The sequence below is a fragment of the Salinivibrio sp. MA427 genome (genome assembly GCF_001996115.1).
GTDB lineage: Bacteria > Pseudomonadota > Gammaproteobacteria > Enterobacterales > Vibrionaceae > Salinivibrio > Salinivibrio costicola.
The window spans coordinates 1-18,104 of the sequence record NZ_MUFH01000023.1; the positions used below are offsets into that span (position 1 = coordinate 1).

Genomic DNA, 18,104 nt, shown 5'->3' on the forward strand with positions numbered 1-18,104 from the left:
CCTCACACCAGGTCGGACAGATCCACAGCCGCTCGCCAAATTGAATCGGCTTAAAGTTATCCATCCATGCCCGTTCCCAGTCTTTGTCTTCGAGCTGCTCGATCTTGTGGGCAAAGTTGTCAGCCAGCAATGGGCTCGCGTTTAGTACCGCTAATACGGTATCCATATCGGCTTGTGCATCATACAACGCCATGATATCAGTTTCGCCCCACAAGCGGGTTTCGCCGGGTAAAGGCTCAAAAACCGGGGTGTCTTTGGCATCAAGGAAGGTCACAGACAACGCGCCGGCTTCTTCCATCAGTAGATCGCCAAGTGCTTCAGCATTGTCGGCATTGGCGTTCAGTTTTAATTGGATCCAAGGCATGGTGAATCTCGTGTCAGGATAAGGAATACTGAAGATGTTATCAGATCAACACTGTGCATGCTGCAAACAAAAAGCGGCCTACAAACATGCAGGCCGCTTTGCGTCTATTTATCGTTCTACGCTCTGGTCATGACAAGCCGAGCTTCTTCTCGAGGTAATGAATGTTGGCACCACCGCGTTGGAAGTGCTCGTCATTCATAATGTCGATCTGGAGTGGGATATTGGTTTTTATGCCGTCGATCACTGTTTCAGCGAGCGCATTTCTCATGCGAGCAATCGCAACGTCGCGGTTTTCCCCATAACAAATAAGCTTGCCGACCATGGAGTCGTAATGGGGAGGCACGTGATAGCCCGTATAGACATGGGACTCCCAGCGTACACCCATGCCACCTGGCGAATGAAAGCGTTGGATTTGTCCCGGGCTGGGGATAAAGCGCTCTGGATCTTCGGCGTTTATCCGGCACTCGACCGCATGACCACGAATCTGAATATCGTCTTGCGTAAACGACAGCGGCTGACCGGCAGCGATACGCAGTTGCTCTTTAACCAAATCGATACCCGTGACCATTTCTGTCACAGGGTGCTCAACTTGAATACGTGTATTCATCTCGATAAAGAAGAACTCGCCGTTTTCATACAAAAATTCAAAGGTGCCGGCGCCGCGATAGCCAATTTCAACACACGCGCGGCAGCAACGTTCACCAATAAACTTACGCATTTCTGCAGTGATCCCTGGTGCAGGGGCTTCTTCGACCACTTTTTGATGGCGGCGTTGCATTGAGCAATCGCGTTCACCGAGATGAATGGCACCACCTTGACCGTCTGCGAGTACCTGCACTTCAACATGACGTGGGTTTTCAAGGAATTTTTCCATGTAAACCATGTCGTTGCTGAACGCGGATTTTGCTTCAGAACGCGTCATGGCAATGGCGTCAATCAGTTCCGATTCGGCACGAACCACACGCATACCACGGCCACCGCCGCCGCCAGAGGCTTTGATAATGACGGGATACCCGATACGCTTGGCGATCGCTTTGTTTTTCTCTTGATCGCTACCCAGAGGGCCATCTGAACCTGGCACACAGGGTACGCCCGCTTTTTTCATCGATTCGATCGCGGAGACTTTGTCCCCCATCAGACGAATGGTTTCTGCTCTTGGGCCAACAAACACAAACCCTGAGCGTTCGACTTGCTCGGCGAAATCGGCATTTTCTGATAAGAAGCCGTAGCCAGGATGAATGGCAACAGCACCGGTGATTTCAGCGGCACTGATAATGCGAGGAATGTTCAAGTAGCTTTGATTGCTTGGCGCGGGGCCAATACAGACGGTTTCGTCGGCTAACAAGACATGCTTAAGATCGCGATCTGCGGTGGAATGCACCGCCACGGTTTTAATGCCGAGCTCTTTACAAGCACGCAAAATTCGCAGTGCAATTTCACCACGGTTAGCAATTACAATTTTATCTAACATGCGCCCTCGCTTATTCGATGATCACGAGTGGTTCGTCGAATTCAATGGGCTGGCCGTCTTCACACAGAATCGCTTTCACCACCCCGCTCTTATCGGCTTGGATTTGGTTCATCATTTTCATGGCTTCAACGATACACAAGGCGTCGCCTTCTTTCACTTGGCTGCCGACTTCGACAAATGCTGCCGACTCTGGGCTCGGTGCACGGTAGAAGGTGCCAACCATGGGTGACAGAACCTGATGGCCAGTCGGTTTAGGTGCGCTTGCTGGCTCTGCGGCAGAAGCCTCGGGGGCAGGCGCGGGTGCTGGCGCAGCCGGTGCTGCGTATTGTGGTGCGTACTGTGGCGCAGCCATTTGGGCTGGCGCTGCGGGTGCTGAGCGACTGATTCGTACTGACTCTTCACCTTCGGCAATCTCGAGTTCGGAGATGCCCGACTCTTCGACAAGTTCGATCAGTTTTTTAATCTTGCGGATATCCATGATACGTCTCTTCTTATGTTTTGTTTTACTGGGCCGCAAACGCGAGGTGGCGTGCGGCAGCTGTTAAGGCGAATTCGTAACCATCAGCCCCTAGGCCACTGATCACGCCGACCGCTTTATCCGACAAATAGGAATGATGTCGGAAGGGTTCGCGGGCGTGAACATTAGATAAATGCACTTCAATAAAGGGAATGTTGACCCCGAGCAGTGCATCGCGCAATGCAACCGAGGTGTGCGTCAAAGCGGCTGGGTTAATAATAATAAAATCCACGCTTTCCATCGCTTGGTGGATTTTATCAATGAGGCTAGCTTCACTGTTGGATTGAAAGTGCTCAAGGGTCAATGCCAACCCTGTGGCTTGAGCCTCTAACGCGGCCATGATTTGCGCGAGGGTCTGAGAGCCATAGTGTTCAGGCTCACGGCGTCCGAGCAAGTTAAGGTTCGGGCCGTTTAAGACTAAAATGTGGTTTCTTGTCGGCATCTTGAGGCTTACTTCTCCTATTCGCTAACATCATGTCAGCTTAGTGTGAATTCCTGCTGGTACGCATGCTGTGATGGTACGCTACATGCGATTTTATCCTTTGTGATAGCAATTATAGAGAATTCACCGCAAATCGCAGCAAAATACTGGTCTAATCAGCACACTTCGTCCTGTTGGTGTTGAAAAAATGCGCGCTAAAGCAGGTTTAGCGGCAAGAATAAAAAAGCCGCCCGTGGGCGGCAAAGGTTGCTAAGCAATCTTTCGTGAGGGTTACACCACACTCTCTTTTTCTGCAATAAGCTTATCCACCACACTCGGGTCGGCAAGGGTAGACGTATCTCCCAAGCTTCCGGTTTCGCCTGTGGCAATTTTACGCAGAATTCGGCGCATGATTTTACCGGAACGTGTTTTAGGGAGCGCATCGGTCCAATGAATGAAATCTGGCGTGGCGATCGGTCCGATTTCTTTTCGCACCCATTCTTTCACTTCTTTATGCAACTCGGCGCTCGGCACTTCACCGGCGTTGAGGGTGATATAGGCATAAATGGCTTGGCCTTTGATATCATGAGGTACCCCGACAATTGCCGCTTCAGCAATCTTATTGAATGCCACCAAAGCGGATTCGACTTCGGCGGTGCCCATTCGGTGCCCGGATATATTGAGTACGTCATCAACCCGGCCGGTGATCCAGTAATAACCGTCTTGATCGCGGCGCGCGCCGTCACCGGTAAAATACATGCCTTTGAAGGTCGAGAAGTAAGTCTGCTCGAAGCGATCGTGGTCACCAAATACGGTCCGCATTTGACCGGGCCATGAGTCCAGTATTACCAAGTTACCCTCTGTGGCGCCATCAAGAAGGTTGCCCATGTTGTCCACCAGCGCTGGCTGAACACCAAAGAAAGGACGCGTCGCTGAGCCCGGTTTAAGTGGTGTAGCACCAGGGAGGGGCGTAATCAAAATCCCACCCGTCTCTGTTTGCCACCAAGTATCGACAATTGGGCAGGCTTGATTACCGATGGTGCTGTGATACCACTCCCAGGCCTCGGGGTTAATGGGCTCGCCGACCGATCCCATGATCCGTAGCGAATTACGTTGGGTGCCGGCAACGGCTTCATTGCCTTTGGCCATCAGTGCGCGAATCGCGGTGGGGGCGGTGTAGAGGATATTGACCTGGTGCTTATCGACCACTTCACTCATTCGCGCCGTGGTCGGGTAGGTGGGGACACCTTCGAATAAAAGGGTTTTTGCCCCGTTCGCGAGCGGGCCATACACCAGATAGCTGTGACCGGTAATCCAGCCGACATCGGCGGTACACCAGAACACCTCGCCGTCTTGATAATCGAAAACATATTTGAAGGTCATTGCGGCGTAAACTAAGTATCCGCCTGTGGTGTGGAGAACGCCTTTGGGGGTGCCGGTGGAGCCGGAGGTGTAGAGAATGAAAAGGGGATCTTCAGCCTGCATTTCTTCTGCGGGGCAATCCACCGATGCGTTTTCCGTGACCTCATGCCACCAAACATCGCGGTGATTATGCCAATCAATGTCGCCACCTGTGCGCTGGTAGACCACCACTTTTTCGATTGACTTCACGTTGGGGTGGGTTAGCGCTTCATCGACATTTTGCTTTAACGGGACGGCACGGCCACCGCGTACCCCTTCGTCCGCAGTTACCACCACTTTCGCGTTCGAGTCAATGATGCGGCCAGCAAGCGCTTCAGGGGAGAAGCCACCGAATACGACGGTATGCACCGCCCCAATGCGCGCACAAGCGAGCATCGCGATGGCCGCTTCCATGACCATCGGCATATACAAGCAAACCACATCGCCTTTTTTAACCCCTTGCGCTTTTAGGGCGTTAGCAAAGCGACCCACGTGCTCGTAAAGGGCTTGGTAAGTCAGGGTCGCATCGTCGTTGGGATCATCGCCTTCCCAAATCAACGCGATTTGATCGCCTTTGTCTTTTAGGTGGCGATCAATACAGTTAGCCGCCACGTTGAGTGTGCCATCTTCAAACCAGCGAATATCGACATGCCCCGTATCAAACGACGTGTGCTTGACGTTGCTGTAAGGTTTTATCCAATCAATTATCTGGCCTTGTTCTCGCCAAAATCCCTCAGGGTCGGTAATTGACTGCTGATAGAGAGCTTGATATTTGGCCTCATCAGCGTGTGCCTTTTGTGCAATTGAAGGCATGACGGGATATACGTGACTATCGCTCATCCTGTTTCTCCTCGTGTCCGCGATGCTCCGCGCGGCGCTTCCATGTCGTGAGATGTCAGGCGTTACCGCGGCCTGGCAAACGTAAACCATGCAGTAAAGGTGTGACAGATAAGGCTATCCGGCAATTAGACTTTAGGATGAGCCCCTTGATTTTTAAGTGGATTGTGGTGTTGTCGGGCCAGTTACTGGGCGCTGGATCGCACTTTTATTGCGATTCAAGGGCGCTGGATTACCGAGATTGAGGGATTGGCATCTCGCCTTGCGTCAGGCGAACATAAATCAGGGCCGCTGCTAAGGCATCGTCTAAAGCATCATGGCGAGCAGGAAGGGGAAGCTCTAGATGGCGACTGATCGCTTCCATGCTGATGTCATGATAAGCATTAGGGAGTAGGCGCTCTAATTTGCGTTGATAAATGTCGCTGACTTCAATCAGTGGGTTGGGCAGCGGGAAACCAAGATATTGACGGGCATAGCGATCCAAAATGCTTTTGTCGTAGCGGATATGGTAGCCAACCAAAGGATGATTACCGATGAAGTGGATCAGTGAGGTCATGGCCTGCTTGGCACTGACACCATGGACAAGATCTTGATGACGCAATTGATGAATGCGCACGGAGCCGGCGCTTAAACTTTCGGGTGCGGCAAGGGTGAGTGTCAGCGATTGACTGGTCAGAATACGGTTGCCTTTGATCGGTGTCGCCGCAATCGTGACTAACTCGGCATGAGCTGGGTCAAGGCTGGTGGTTTCACAATCCAGTGATATCAGGGTACATTTATCTGGCGGTAAAAAGAGCGCGCGATAAGGAGAGTGGCGCAACCGATAGCGATACCAATAGCGAGCTAGCTGGTTCACGTTAATCCCTCACATGATAGTGGAATGCGAGGGATTGTTTAAACTTTTTCACCACGTGCAACCCGTGGCGCAACAGATCGCGTTCACTCGACGGTAAGTCGGCCACATCCAGACGGTTACTTTGCTGCTCACCACGAAGTTGTTGGCGTAGACGAAGACGAATAAACAGTTTTAGCGCCTCTGACAGGTTTTCTGCCGTCTCGTCGGCCAGTGTGCCTAACTGGGCCAGTTGCGCGAGCCTCTCAAAGGTATTGGTCTCGGTGATCCCTTTTTCTAAGCTCATGGTGCGAACACCGTGGACGATCGGGAAAATGCCGCCTTTTTTAATATCTAGCCCTTCTTTACTGCTTTTAAGCGAGCCAAACACGGTCAAAGGAACCCGGAAGGCCAGCGCGGGACGCACAAAGGTATTAAGCGCCAACATATTGTCACTTAACGCCTCGTGAAGTGGTGTTTGGATCGCATTAATCAAGCTGAGATCCCCAGCAATCGCTTGGCTATCGGCTAAGATGGCCAGATCCATCACGCTTTTTTCATTGGCACTTTGGACGAGGTTGCGCACGGTTTGTTGCCATTGCGAGGCGGTTTTTACCCATTTGGGGTTGCTGACCATCACATTGCCGGGACAGGGCGGGTAGCCCAGTTGATACAGCGTGTGTGAAAAGGTCGCCATGACTTGCTGACAATCCGGCCAGTCCAGGTCATCGGCGAGAATAAGCGCATTATCCTGATCGGTTTTAAGTACTTGCTCGCCCCGTCCTTCTGAGCCCATCACCACCATGCAGCACTGGTTTTGATAGTTCTCGGGCACCAACAAGCGAAAGGCTTTTTCCATGATTTGTTCATTCACGGTGGCGATGAGTTGCATTACAAAGCGGGTATGGATGCCGTTGTTAAATAGGGTATGCACCAGTTTGCTCTGGCTATTGGCGGCGATAACTAACTCATCAATGGTTTGGGCGCGCGCAATTTGCAAGTTGAGCACGTGTGAGTGGGTTGAAAATAGACTCAGCACTTGCGGCAGGTCAAGCATCCCCGCGGTTTGCCCTTGCTGGTCGACCACACGCACACGCTTCACGCGCTGGCGCGTCATACTGATCATGGCGTGAAAAAGAAAGTCACCGCGTTCAACACTGACCACAGGGCGCGTGGCCACCTCGCCAACGTGGGCGGATTGATCATAGTCATCGAGTACCAAAGCGTGTAATAAGTTCGTCCGGGTAATGATCCCGCAGTCTCCATCATCAAACGTTACTAAAGCACAGTCACAGCGTTCGGCTTTCATTTGCGCGGTCGCGGCTTTTATCGTCAGCGTTGGGGAAATACATAACGCAGGTTGAATATTACTATCATCAATCCTGGTGAGCATAAATTCGGCGAGGTTTTGTTGCTGACGTGCCTGGACCATTAACGCTTGTCGGCGTTGTAAGTTGGTCTCAAAGTAATCGCGGAAGTCTTGATTACTATGGTATATCGCAAGAAACACCTCGGCCGGTAGTAGGTGACAAAGCGTATCTTCTAGGGCGCGGTATTGATGTTTGGCGGTGCCGTGCACGAGCGTGGGGACGTCAAATAAATCCTCAGACGTATAGTGAGAAAACACTTCTTTGCCGTCTTCTGAGACTTCTTCGACACTGCCTTTAATAATGATAAACAGTTGCTCACCCGTATCGCCTGCATGGATCAGGCTGTCGCCGCGCCGAAAATAGCCAACATCCAGCGCTTGTCGACATTGTTTGGTTTGTGCGGGCGTTAGACAATCAAACGGTGGCTGCGAGGTGTCAAAAGGTTCAGGCATAATCGCACTCCTCACTATGATAGCCTCAGTGTGTCCTAGCCCTCGTGATCCTGCTAGCCGACTTTAGTCTAGCCAGTTACGACGGTTTCATCGACGAGATCAATGTTTTGCCATCAATAAGCGCCGCTTGTGTCTTTTTTTCCCGTCCTATTACTGCGACACTTAGCGCCGTATGTCTCTTAATATGAAGTAATGATATGGCATTAACCCAATGTTCCCCCTTTCGTTGGTTGTCAGAATATTTTGGCGGCTTCTTTTTTTCGTATGGCGTGTATTTGCCGTTTTGGGCGATATGGTTTGAGTCTCTAGGCCTTAATTCGGGCGTGATCGGGACCTTGATTGGGCTTGGTTTTGCTACCCGGTGTGTCGCCAACTTAGTGTTTACTCCGCGTGTGCAACAGGTTGAAGCTTTGTTGCCGGCTCTGCGGGCGTTGACCTTGATGGCGTTGGTGACCTGTGCCTTGCATCCTATGATGGGCRCCAATGTGTGGTGGCTGGCTTTCGTCACTGTGTTGTTTAATTTAGCCATTGGTCCAGCGGTGCCCTTGTCTGATGCGTTAGCGAACTATTACGCGCGTCATCGGTATATCGACTATGGTCGTACGCGTCTTTGGGGGTCGATTGCCTTTATTGTCGGTTCGAGCTTAACGGGCTGGTTGGTGACCGAGCAATCGGCGGCAATTATTCCTTGGGTGGCAATCGGTGGCTTATCGGCATGTTTACTGCTGACCTTGCGTCGTCCGACCATCATGCCGCAAAGCGAGCATGATATGACAGGCAGCAAAGTGTCGATGCGTCAGCTATTCCGTGATCGTCAGGTCATTGTATTTTTGCTGATCGCCTCTTTGTTGCAGGGCAGTCATGCCGCCTATTACAGCTTTAGTGCGATTTATTGGAAGCAGGCCGGTTACAGCGAGAGTATCGTCGGCTATTTATGGAGCTTGGGCGTCGTATCAGAAGTGGCCGTATTTGCTCTCGGCGCCCGGCTTTTTAGCGGTTGGTCGTCCAAGTCGCTATTCCAATTGGCTGCGTTAGGCGTATTGATCCGTTGGGGGATAACAGGCACCACCACCGCAGCCATTCCCGTTGTGTTGGTTCAGTTACTTCATGGCGTCACCTTTGCCGGTGCGCACTTGGGTGCCATGCAGTATATTCAGCGTGAATGCGGAACGCGGTTGGTCGCCGCACAAGCCGCTTATAACGCGTTGCCGATGGGCGCGGTTGTCGCGGCTCTTACTACTACAAGTGGGTGGATTTATGCGGTTTCGCCATCGGGAACCTTTTACGCAATGGCGCTGCTTGCGTTGCCTGTTTTTGTGCTCCCATTACGTGAGCCCGAATTTCGACGCGCCAAGCATGCCAGTGTGCAATAAACGGCTTACCGGCTTGCAATAAAGTTAGCTAGAGCGCCCACAAAGCCAGCATTGCATGATTGAGTGGGCGCCGTTGCCGTGGTACACCCAGCCAAAGGATTTGGCACATTATGGCGTCAGGAAGGGAGTCATGACACAAGGCTGGGTAATTGTCTCTGTTTCACTGCTCTATATGGGGGCATTATTTGCCATTGCCTGGTATGGCGATCGCCAGCCGCGCTGGCTTCACAAATGGCGGCCTTGGATTTATAGCCTTTCCATTGCCGTTTATTGCACCTCTTGGACCTTTTTTGGCACCGTCGGCCAAGCGTCCAGCTCTCCATGGTCCTTTTTGCCGATTTACCTGGCGCCGATGTTGGTGTTCACCCTCGGATGGCGCTTTCTCGCTCGTCTCATTCTGATTGCCAAACGCGAACATATCACTTCGATCGCTGACTTTATTGCGGCGCGATATGGCAAGTCTCAGGGACTGGCTGTGATGGTGACGCTGATCGCTGTTGTGGGGGTGCTCCCTTATATTGCGTTGCAACTACGTGGCATTGCCATGGGGCTTGACGTGCTCTCGCCAGAAATGGGGTGGAGTGTTGGCTTAGAACAAACGCAAATTGCGTGGTTGGTGTGTGTCGTTCTCGCCGCTTTTACGGTGTTATTTGGCACTCGACACATTGATAGCACCGAACATCATCGCGGTATGATGATGGCAGTGGCGTTTGAATCTGTCATTAAGCTGGTGGCTTTTTTCGGGGTTGGCGTGTTTGTTGTTGCGTTGTTATTCCAAGCGCCGACGTTGCCAATAACGCTTGAAGCATCAGGCATTATCGGTGAGCCCGATGTCGGTAGTTTAATCATTCACACCTTTTTAACGGGCGCCGCGATTATTTGTCTGCCGCGCCAGTTTCATACCATGGTGGTGGAAAACACGCGTGCAAGCGATTTGAACATGGCACGTAAAGTCTTCCCAACCTATCTACTCCTGATGCTAATTTTTGTCCTTCCCATGGCTTATGCCGGGCAAGCGTTATTGCCTGGTACACCGGCGGATGCCTATGTGATCCGCTTGCCCTTATCTGTGGGCGCGGAAGGCATGGCATTACTGGCGTTTATGGGCGGTGCCTCGGCAGCCAGTGGCATGGTGATTGTTTCTACCATTGCGCTGGCCATTATGGTTTCCAATGATCTTGTTATGCCGCTGCTGTTACGGCGTATGAAAATGGCCTCTCGCAATTTCGCGCAATTTTCTGGTTTATTACTCAACGTCCGTCGCGCGCTGATTTTCTTGATTTTGATTGCTGCCTGGGGCTTCTATCATTTGATTTTAACCGTCCCAACCTTGTCAGAAATTGGCTTTCTGTCTTTTGCTGCCATCGCGCAATTTGCACCTGCCATGGTTGGCGCCTTGTATTGGCGGCAAGGTAATAAAAAAGGGGTGTACGCTGGGCTAACGGTCGGATTTTCGCTTTGGTTGGTGACCATGATGGTCCAAACCGGGATGCTGGCAGGGGATGGGCAATCCAATATGCTTATCTGGCTGATTACGCCACCATCATTACCTCCACTCGCCGGGCTTAATATCATTGATTGGGGGTTGGCCTTTAGCGTATTGATGAATGCCGTCAGCTTTATCCTTGTGTCTTTATTAACACGACCGTCACTGAGTGAGCGCTTGCAAGCCGCCGCATTTGTCGGCATGCCATTACCCGAAAACGATGGTGCGCGCTTGTATCAAAGCCGAGTCACGGTCGCAGAGCTTGAGATGCTGGCGTCACGTTTCGTGGGGCGTCGACGCATGCGCCAGGCTTTTAGCCAATTTGCTGAGCAGCGCGGTGAGGAGTTAATGCCACAGCAACAGGCCAGCGCCCCTTTAATTCGTCATACCGAGCGGGTGCTTGCGGGCGTGTTTGGATCGTCATCCGCTCGGCTGGTGCTRTCTTCTGCACTACAAGGTCGAAATATGCAGCTGGAGGAAATTGCCACCATCGTGGATGAAGCCTCTGAGTTGTTTGATTTTTCTCGCGGTCTTTTGCAAGGCGCCATTGAGCATATCAATCAAGGGATATCGGTGGTGGATAAACAATTACGGCTAGTGGCGTGGAATCAGCGTTATATCGATATGTTCCAATTTCCACCTGGGCTTATTCAAGTCGGACGACCGGTCGCGGACTTAATCCGGTTCAATGCTCAGCGGGGATTGTGTGGGCCGGGCGATCCGGAGGATCATGTGAGCAAACGAGTGATGCACTTAACGCGGCGAAAGCCGCATACGTCCTCGCGTGTTCATCCCGACGGGCGCGTGATTGAATTGCAAGGTAACCCGATGCCGGGCGGGGGCTTTGTCATGACCTTTACCGATATCACCGCGTTCCGCGATGCCGAAGCCGCGCTCAAACAGTCAAACGAAACCTTGGAAGCGCGTGTGACTGAGCGAACCCAGGAATTGGAGCGCTTGAATAGCCGTTTAATCGACGCCACCCGTAAAGCGGAATCCGCCTCGCAGTCAAAAAGCCGTTTTTTAGCCGCAGTGAGTCACGACTTAATGCAACCGCTCAATGCGGCGCGCTTGTTTGCCTCATCACTGAGTGAAATGGCGGTCAACCGTGAAACAGAAACCGCCGCGCAGCATATCGAAAGTGCGCTCGAAAGTGCTGAGGTATTGATTGGAGACTTATTGGACATTTCTCGTCTTGAATCGGGCAAGATGAAAGCCCGGATTGAATCCTTTCCATTGAGTGAAGTCTTTGATGCGCTTGAAGCGGAATTTGGAGTGTTAGCACACCGACAAGGCCTCGATTTTCATGTCTGCCGCAGCCGGGCCATTGTGCGCTCTGATAAAACCCTCCTACGGCGAGTATTGCAAAACTTCTTAACCAATGCCTTTCGCTACAACCCAGACGGACGGGTGTTATTGGGCGTGCGCCGTACCGGCCATGATTATCGAATCGAGGTTTGGGATGATGGGGATGGGATCCCGTTGGCTCGCCAGCAAGATATTTTTCAAGAGTTCACTCGGATTGAGCGCCAAGGTGCAGAGCAGGGGCTGGGACTGGGGTTGGCTATCGCGAAAGGCATTAGCCAAATCTTGTCTCAACCGTTGGGACTGCAGTCATGGCCAGGCAAGGGGACTGTTTTTTCTATCACCGTTGATGGCAGTGATATCCGCGAAGTGAATGCTATTCCGAAAGGCGCCACACCAACGCTGCACAGCGCCCAGGCGTTGGAAGGATGCCGAGTATTATGCGTTGATAATGAACAAGATATTTTGACCGGAATGACCCAGCTTTTATCACGTTGGGGCTGTGATGTGCGGTGCGCGCAAGATGTTGGCGAGGCTATGCAGCAAATCAGTGAACAATGGCAACCTGAATTTGTGCTGAGTGACTATCATTTAGCCAACCAACAAACGGGCCTACAAGTATTACAGCAATGCCAACTCAAGTTGGGCGCTTGTTTTCATGGCGTAATGATCAGCGCTGACCGCAGTGCTGAAACACAACAGGCGGTAACAGGACTAGGCTTTACGTATCTGTCTAAGCCCGTGAAGCCGCTGAAGCTACGGACCCTATTACAACAGCGAGGAAAATAATGACGCCGTTTGCATTCGCGCGCCTTGAAACCGACATCGGTACCGTCAAGGTCGAAGGACGATTTGATCCTATTGATGGTCATATTGAAGTCGATGAACTTGCTCACTTGGATGGCGACGGGTGGGCCGATGTGAACCACTGGCTTGCCGAACAAGCTTATGAACACAAAATCGCTGTGATTATTGCCGCGATTCGACCTGCCGTGATGTCGCTGAATAGCTAGTGGCTCCCTTCGCTGGGGCCATCATCGTATCATCAATTATGACGCATTTTGTCGTCGACTATGATGCGTCTTGGGCTTGCTGGTGTTCGGTGTAAAAGGTCTTGTGCTCGATAAACGTAGCAGGCGTTTGCGCAAAATAATGGCTACCCGCCATGCTCACCGCGACGCGGATTTGTGCATCATTACTCTTTGGTGCTGGCAGTGATACGAGCCAGTGGGTACCTTTATCACCGGTGGCTTGCATTGCTTGGGGCGAGGTCTGTGCCAGGCCAATACGAACACCTTCTAAAGGCAACTCACTGATCAGCCGCAACGTCAGCTGATTATCCTCGATCCCTTGTGACTCCAGTTTGAGTTTCATATCACCATTTTCGAGCTGACAAAATCCGCTGGTATAGCGACAGTTGGAACGGACAGCAAGCGGGTAGCTTTTCCCCGGTTGGGCCGCCTTGGGCGCTTCAGACACACTGGCATCGACCGCAAAATAGGCTATCACTGCGAGCACTGGCGCGACTAGCATCGCGATAACTACATGCTTGTTGGTTAATAAACGCGTTATCGTTGACATCATGCCTCTCCTTGGCTGGACATAATCGGTCGTTTAAAAGCCCCCGAAGGGGCTTGATAGTTTAACACTGTATCAATGTGATTGCGCATCACCCGCACCCGATGGCATGCGAACGTGTTCGACTAAGTCTTGCACCTCTTGCGGTGTTTCCTTCGTCATGCGTGACACAATGATAGCGACGACAAAGTTGCAGACTGCCCCGACTGCACCAAAGGCATTGGGTTCAATCCCTAAGATCCAGTTGCTGCCTAAGCCTTCTAAGTAGGTCCAATCAGCGACAAACAGAATCCCTTTATGTTGGAAGACATAGAACAGGGTGACACTGATCCCCGCTACCATACCCGCAATTGCGCCCTCTTTATTGATGGTTTTGGTGAAGATCCCCATCATCAGTACCGGGAATATCGATGACGCGGCCAAACCAAAGGCAAGTGCCACTGTCCCGGCCGCAAAGCCTGGTGGATTGAGCCCCAAGTATCCAGCGCCGGCAATCGCTAATGCCATGGATATCCGGCTCGCCATCAGCTCGCCTTTTTCACTGATATTCGGATTGACGACCCCTTTAATCAGATCATGGGATATCGCGGACGATATAGCCAATAATAACCCGGCTGCGGTCGATAAAGCGGCCGCCAGGCCACCGGCGGCAATCAAGGCGATCACCCAGTTAGGCWGTTTGGCGATTTCGGGGTTGGCCAGGACAATAATATCGCGGTCAACGCGTAATTCGTTGGTTGCCGGATCCGACGTGTACTGAATTTTTTGATCGCCGTTTTTATCATCAAAACCAAGTAGCCCGGTTTTTTCCCAGTTTTTGAACCAGTCTGGACGCTCGTCATAGACAAGATTGTCGCCATTAGGCAGATTCACAGTGTCCATTAAGTTCAAGCGCGCCATTGCCGCGACCGCAGGTGCTGAGGTGTACAAAATCGCGATAAAGAACAGCGCCCAACCCGCAGAAGCCCGAGCATCACGTACCTTAGGCACGGTAAAGAAACGGATAATGACGTGGGGTAAGCCAGCAGTACCAATCATCAGTGACATGGTGTAGGCAAACATATTGAGCGTACTGCCACGCACTGCGGTGGTGTATTCCACAAAGCCAAGTTCGGTGACCACCTGATCCAGTCGATCGAGCAGATACTGATCGGTGCCCGCCATGGTGCTACCGAGACCCAGTTGTGGGAACGGATTACCAGTCAAGTTAAGGGAAATAAAGATTGCGGGAATGGTGTAAGCTAAAATGAGTACGCAATATTGAGCAATTTGGGTATAAGTAATGCCTTTCATCCCGCCCATCACGGAATACATAAAGACGATCACCATACCGATTAATAGCCCGGTGGAGTAATCCACTTCTAAAAAGCGACCAAAAGCCACCCCAACCCCTTTCATCTGACCGATAACATACGTCACCGAGGCGATGATTAAGCAGATGACAGCGACGATACGTGCGGTTTTTGAATAAAAGCGCTCACCGACAAACTCTGGCACGGTAAATTTGCCAAACTTACGGAGATAAGGCGCGAGCAGCAATGCAAGAAGCACGAAGCCGCCAGTCCAACCCATTAAAAACACCGAACCGCCATAACCCATAAAGGCAATTAAGCCGGCCATTGAAATAAAGGAAGCGGCTGACATCCAGTCTGCAGCGGTAGCCATCCCGTTTGCGATGGGGTTGACCCCGCCGCCCGCGACGTAAAACTCCTTAGTGGAGCCTGCGCGTGCCCAAATTGCAATCCCGATGTAGAGTGCGAATGTGAACCCGACAACAATATAAGTAATGGTTCTTAAATCCATGTGTTTATCCTCTTACTCGTCGTCAACACCGAACTCGCGATCGAGTTTGCGCATTTGTTTGGTATACACAAAAATGATGCCGAGGAAGGTATAAATCGATCCCTGCTGAGCAAACCAGAATCCTAATTTGTAGCCGCCAATTTGAATGGTATTGAGAGCATCAACGAATAAGATCCCGCAGCCAAATGAGACCACAAACCAGACAATCAATAAGCTGATCATCAGTTTTACGTTTCTGTCCCAGTAGGCTTTTGCGTGTTCCTTGCTTTGAAACGCCATCGCCTTCTCCTTGTTTATTACGTTAATGGAATGTTACGTAATGACGATAGCAGGGGTTAGGCAAAGCGACATTGCAACTTTAGTCGAGCTTAGTTGCAGGCAATCGCAGGAAAAATCAGGTGTTTTGTGAGGTAGGTTGGGCTGGCTCCGTGTGAGCCAGCCAAGGCTTTCGCCAAAGGTCTAACTTAAGTGGTAAAACTTTTGGACCCCTTCGAGTAAATTAGCCACTGCCACCGAGGCGAGAATCAGCCCCATTACGCGACTGATAATAGAAGCGCCCACATTACCAATCACTTTGTGAATCACATTGGCCCCGAGGAGTAAAGCCAAGGTCGCGAGCAGAACTAAAAACATCACTCCCGCTGTGATCGCTTGTTCAGCAATGGCATAGCGGTTGTTATCGGTGAGCATCACAATGGCCATCATGGCGCCAGGGGAGGCAATGGAAGGCACAGCCAAGGGGTAAACGGCCGTTGCCGCTATCTCGGCTTTATCCACGTTTTCGCTCAGCATTTTGGCCTCTTGGCTGGGTTTGCCTTCGCCGAAAATCATGGTCAGAGCAAAAAGAAGGAGTACTAAACCGCCCGCGGCTTGAAATGCAGGCAGTGGAATTTGCATCGCTTCTAACAAAATCTGACCAATAATGAGAAAGAAAAGCAAAATCGCAAAGGAAATAGTGACGGCTTTAATCGCAACGCGGCGTTTTTGTTTCGCCGTCATATGGCTGGTTTGCGAGAGATAAATGGGCACGCTACCGACAGGATCGATCACGGCCCATAAGATCACGAATTGTGTAGCCAGAATACTTAGCATGGGCGCTCCATGATAGGGTCGAGGGCGCTAGCGTATCAAAGTTCTATATTGGATTGCTGCAATAAAATCACCGCTTGCGTACGATTTTTCACCCCGAGCTTGCGGAAAATAGCCGTCATATGCGCTTTGATGGTGGCTTCGGAAACGGCGAGATCGTAAGCGATTTGTTTATTGAGCAGACCGTCACAGAGCATCCGCAACACCTTATACTGCTGCGGTGTCAGCGCTGCGAGTTTGCTAGATAGGCTCTCGCTGTCATCCTCCTCGCCGAGATCATCAGGAAAACAAGGCGTTCCCTCGAGTACCTGGGTTAATGATTGTACCAAGGCGCGCATATCGCTGGACTTAGGGATAAAGCCAAACGCACCATGTGAATGCACTTGACGGATCACATTGCGTTCTTCGCTGGCAGAGACGACGACAATGGGCAGGTTAGGATATTGGTTGCGCAGCTCAATCAGACCGGACATGCCGTTAGCGCCGGGCATTTTGAGGTCGAGTAAGACTAAATCGACGTCAGCATCTCGTGCGAGTATTTTATGCAAGCTATCTAAGCTATCTGCTTCCAACAGGTTGGCACCGCTTATCGCCATATGCACAGATTGAAATAAGGCATTTCGAAATAGTGGATGATCATCAGCAATAACGATGGTGTGTTGCGCTTCCATAATGCGGCTATCTTTCCCTTCAGTTTCTTTCAACCTATCACCCGATGCAGGGCTTATCAATTTTGTAACAAGAGAACTAAGAGATTGATCATTCCTTGCTTTTTACTGACGGCATAAGTGCATGTTCATTGAGGTGAGCGAGAAATGCCTCAGGAGGTAAAAAGCCGATTATACGCGCCGCTTGATTTCGTTCCCCCGTGGGAAGCCAAAAATCGAGAGTCGGTAAGCCTGCCACCGCTTGGCTACGCATCAAGGCAAAATCTTCCGGACGGTTTTCACTCAGGTTCACTTTAATTCGGTGCATAGTACTAAGTGGCTTAGCCACTGCCGGATCAGTGAATGTCTTTTGCGCAAACTGTTTGCATGGAATGCACCAGTCGGCGTAATAGTCGACAAAGGCGACTTGTTGATTGGTAGCGGCTTTGGCAAGCTCAGCCTCAAGCGCGGCTTGGCTGTTCACCGTAATAAACGCAGGGGCCTGGACTGTGTCTTCTGATTGTACTGGCGCAGCCCGATAATGCGCATAACGTACATATGCAACACTCATTGCAATCGCGCTGAGTAGGCAAGCTGCAGTGAACAACCAACGACGGCGTGATTTCATCGTGTGCCCTTTTTCTATGACTAGCCTGAGTATACACAATTAGCAGAACAGTGTGGTAAGTGTGGTCGAATAGATCAAACGTTTAAGCGCGGTATGCATCTTGCTGTTATGCGTCGCAAGGAGAGTCGCTAAATATTTTCACGTACCTAGCGACGATGCCTTAACGATGCGATGTGTCTCGACAATGGGAGCGTTTAAGTGCGTTTTTTCGCGCGCCCTTGTACGGCTTTAAAACGCGGATTCGTTTTGCAAATGACAAACATGCGTCCGCGGCGACGGATAACCTGGCAATCAGGGTGACGCTGGCGGGCGCTTTTCAGTGAGTTCAATACCTTCATGACGACGCCTTTTGACTGCGACCAATTTGGCCAAACTTGCGCGCAAAGTTGGCGGCGCGCCCCTCTTTATTGGCAGCGCGTTGTTTACCTGTGTACACCGGATGTGAAGCGCTCGAGATATCCAACGGGTAGTAAGGATAGGTTTTGCCATCTTGCCACTCAATGGTGCGTGATGTTTGCAAGGTTGATCCG

18 protein-coding genes are annotated in these 18,104 nt (G+C 51.2%); 3 read left to right on the plus strand and 15 right to left on the minus strand.

Annotated elements, in window-relative coordinates; genetic code table 11:
* The 7 genes from BZG79_RS03660 to BZG79_RS03690 form a co-directional block, all read right to left on the minus strand.
* On the minus strand, positions 1-364 hold a 364-nt coding region (locus BZG79_RS03660; protein WP_199877527.1), incomplete at its 3' end, for a 50S ribosomal protein L11 methyltransferase.
* Positions 365-491: 127 nt separating this feature from the next.
* Positions 492-1,835: an acetyl-CoA carboxylase biotin carboxylase subunit gene (gene accC / locus BZG79_RS03665; protein ID WP_021024109.1), complete on the minus strand. Its 1,344-nt coding sequence runs from the start codon at positions 1,833-1,835 to the stop codon at positions 492-494.
* A gap of 10 nt (positions 1,836-1,845) precedes the next feature.
* Positions 1,846-2,313: an acetyl-CoA carboxylase biotin carboxyl carrier protein gene (gene accB, locus BZG79_RS03670; protein ID WP_077461891.1), complete on the minus strand. Its 468-nt coding sequence runs from the start codon at positions 2,311-2,313 to the stop codon at positions 1,846-1,848.
* Positions 2,314-2,338: 25 nt separating this feature from the next.
* Entirely contained in the window at positions 2,339-2,794 is a 456-nt protein-coding gene (aroQ, locus tag BZG79_RS03675; protein ID WP_077461892.1) for a type II 3-dehydroquinate dehydratase, read from the minus strand.
* Positions 2,795-3,064: 270 nt separating this feature from the next.
* Positions 3,065-5,014, minus strand: coding sequence for an acetate--CoA ligase (acs, locus tag BZG79_RS03680; RefSeq protein ID WP_077773745.1), 1,950 nt, complete (start codon positions 5,012-5,014; stop codon positions 3,065-3,067).
* A 229-nt stretch (positions 5,015-5,243) separates the two neighbouring features.
* Complete coding sequence (locus BZG79_RS03685) at positions 5,244-5,867, minus strand: 3'-5' exonuclease (RefSeq protein ID WP_077773746.1); 624 nt, start codon at positions 5,865-5,867, stop codon at positions 5,244-5,246.
* A gap of 1 nt (position 5,868) precedes the next feature.
* Positions 5,869-7,665 (minus strand): DUF294 nucleotidyltransferase-like domain-containing protein, encoded by a 1,797-nt coding sequence (locus tag BZG79_RS03690; RefSeq protein WP_077773747.1) that lies wholly within the window; start codon positions 7,663-7,665, stop codon positions 5,869-5,871.
* Positions 7,666-7,862: 197 nt separating this feature from the next.
* Between BZG79_RS03690 and BZG79_RS03695 the strand changes: the two genes are divergently transcribed.
* The 3 genes from BZG79_RS03695 (at position 7,863) to BZG79_RS03705 (ending at position 12,842) form a co-directional block, all read left to right on the plus strand.
* The gene (locus tag BZG79_RS03695; protein WP_077773748.1) at positions 7,863-9,038 is read left to right on the plus strand and encodes a 3-phenylpropionate MFS transporter; all 1,176 of its coding nucleotides are present in this window, start codon (positions 7,863-7,865) and stop codon (positions 9,036-9,038) included.
* 130 nt (positions 9,039-9,168) lie between these two features.
* Positions 9,169-12,618, plus strand: coding sequence for a hybrid sensor histidine kinase/response regulator (locus BZG79_RS03700; RefSeq protein WP_077773749.1), 3,450 nt, complete (start codon positions 9,169-9,171; stop codon positions 12,616-12,618).
* Positions 12,618-12,842 (plus strand): hypothetical protein, encoded by a 225-nt coding sequence (locus tag BZG79_RS03705; RefSeq protein ID WP_077461897.1) that lies wholly within the window; start codon positions 12,618-12,620, stop codon positions 12,840-12,842. Before BZG79_RS03700 ends, BZG79_RS03705 begins: the two co-directional genes overlap by 1 nt.
* Before the next feature lie 58 nt (positions 12,843-12,900).
* On the opposite strand, the gene BZG79_RS03710 is transcribed toward BZG79_RS03705, so the two are convergent.
* From BZG79_RS03710 to rpmE, 8 genes are all read right to left on the minus strand, one after another.
* Positions 12,901-13,413: a hypothetical protein gene (locus BZG79_RS03710; protein ID WP_242414117.1), complete on the minus strand. Its 513-nt coding sequence runs from the start codon at positions 13,411-13,413 to the stop codon at positions 12,901-12,903.
* 69 nt (positions 13,414-13,482) lie between these two features.
* Positions 13,483-15,210 carry a sodium:solute symporter family protein gene (locus BZG79_RS03715; RefSeq protein ID WP_077773751.1) on the minus strand — a complete coding sequence of 576 codons (1,728 nt, stop codon included), beginning with the start codon at positions 15,208-15,210 and terminating at the stop codon, positions 13,483-13,485.
* A 12-nt stretch (positions 15,211-15,222) separates the two neighbouring features.
* The gene (locus BZG79_RS03720) at positions 15,223-15,489 is read right to left on the minus strand and encodes a DUF4212 domain-containing protein (RefSeq protein WP_021024098.1); all 267 of its coding nucleotides are present in this window, start codon (positions 15,487-15,489) and stop codon (positions 15,223-15,225) included.
* Positions 15,490-15,669: 180 nt separating this feature from the next.
* Entirely contained in the window at positions 15,670-16,302 is a 633-nt protein-coding gene (locus BZG79_RS03725; RefSeq protein WP_077461900.1) for a MarC family protein, read from the minus strand.
* A gap of 35 nt (positions 16,303-16,337) precedes the next feature.
* On the minus strand, positions 16,338-16,970 hold the full coding sequence (locus BZG79_RS03730; RefSeq protein WP_021024096.1) for a response regulator transcription factor: 633 nt from the start codon (positions 16,968-16,970) through the stop codon (positions 16,338-16,340).
* Between the two features lie 88 nt (positions 16,971-17,058).
* Positions 17,059-17,574: a thioredoxin fold domain-containing protein gene (locus BZG79_RS03735; protein ID WP_077773752.1), complete on the minus strand. Its 516-nt coding sequence runs from the start codon at positions 17,572-17,574 to the stop codon at positions 17,059-17,061.
* Positions 17,575-17,768: 194 nt separating this feature from the next.
* Positions 17,769-17,912: a type B 50S ribosomal protein L36 gene (ykgO, locus tag BZG79_RS03740; RefSeq protein ID WP_077773753.1), complete on the minus strand. Its 144-nt coding sequence runs from the start codon at positions 17,910-17,912 to the stop codon at positions 17,769-17,771.
* The coding region (gene rpmE / locus BZG79_RS03745; protein WP_077773754.1) for a 50S ribosomal protein L31 at positions 17,909-18,104 on the minus strand (196 nt) is incomplete at its 5' end. The genes rpmE and ykgO, both read right to left, overlap by 4 nt.

What these genes read in the sequence shown, in the direction of transcription:
- BZG79_RS03705 (WP_077461897.1), top strand. Translation starts at nt 12,618, where the DNA reads ATGACGCCGTTTGCATTCGCGCGCCTTGAAACCGACATCGGTACCGTC.
- accB (WP_077461891.1), bottom strand. Translation starts at nt 2,313, where the DNA reads ATGGATATCCGCAAGATTAAAAAACTGATCGAACTTGTCGAAGAGTCG.
- BZG79_RS03690 (WP_077773747.1), bottom strand. Translation starts at nt 7,665, where the DNA reads ATGCCTGAACCTTTTGACACCTCGCAGCCACCGTTTGATTGTCTAACG.
- accC (WP_021024109.1), bottom strand. Translation starts at nt 1,835, where the DNA reads ATGTTAGATAAAATTGTAATTGCTAACCGTGGTGAAATTGCACTGCGA.
- BZG79_RS03710 (WP_242414117.1), bottom strand. Translation starts at nt 13,413, where the DNA reads ATGATGTCAACGATAACGCGTTTATTAACCAACAAGCATGTAGTTATC.
- BZG79_RS03735 (WP_077773752.1), bottom strand. Translation starts at nt 17,574, where the DNA reads ATGAAATCACGCCGTCGTTGGTTGTTCACTGCAGCTTGCCTACTCAGC.
- acs (WP_077773745.1), bottom strand. Translation starts at nt 5,014, where the DNA reads ATGAGCGATAGTCACGTATATCCCGTCATGCCTTCAATTGCACAAAAG.
- BZG79_RS03725 (WP_077461900.1), bottom strand. Translation starts at nt 16,302, where the DNA reads ATGCTAAGTATTCTGGCTACACAATTCGTGATCTTATGGGCCGTGATC.
- BZG79_RS03730 (WP_021024096.1), bottom strand. Translation starts at nt 16,970, where the DNA reads ATGGAAGCGCAACACACCATCGTTATTGCTGATGATCATCCACTATTT.
- aroQ (WP_077461892.1), bottom strand. Translation starts at nt 2,794, where the DNA reads ATGCCGACAAGAAACCACATTTTAGTCTTAAACGGCCCGAACCTTAAC.
- BZG79_RS03720 (WP_021024098.1), bottom strand. Translation starts at nt 15,489, where the DNA reads ATGGCGTTTCAAAGCAAGGAACACGCAAAAGCCTACTGGGACAGAAAC.
- ykgO (WP_077773753.1), bottom strand. Translation starts at nt 17,912, where the DNA reads ATGAAGGTATTGAACTCACTGAAAAGCGCCCGCCAGCGTCACCCTGAT.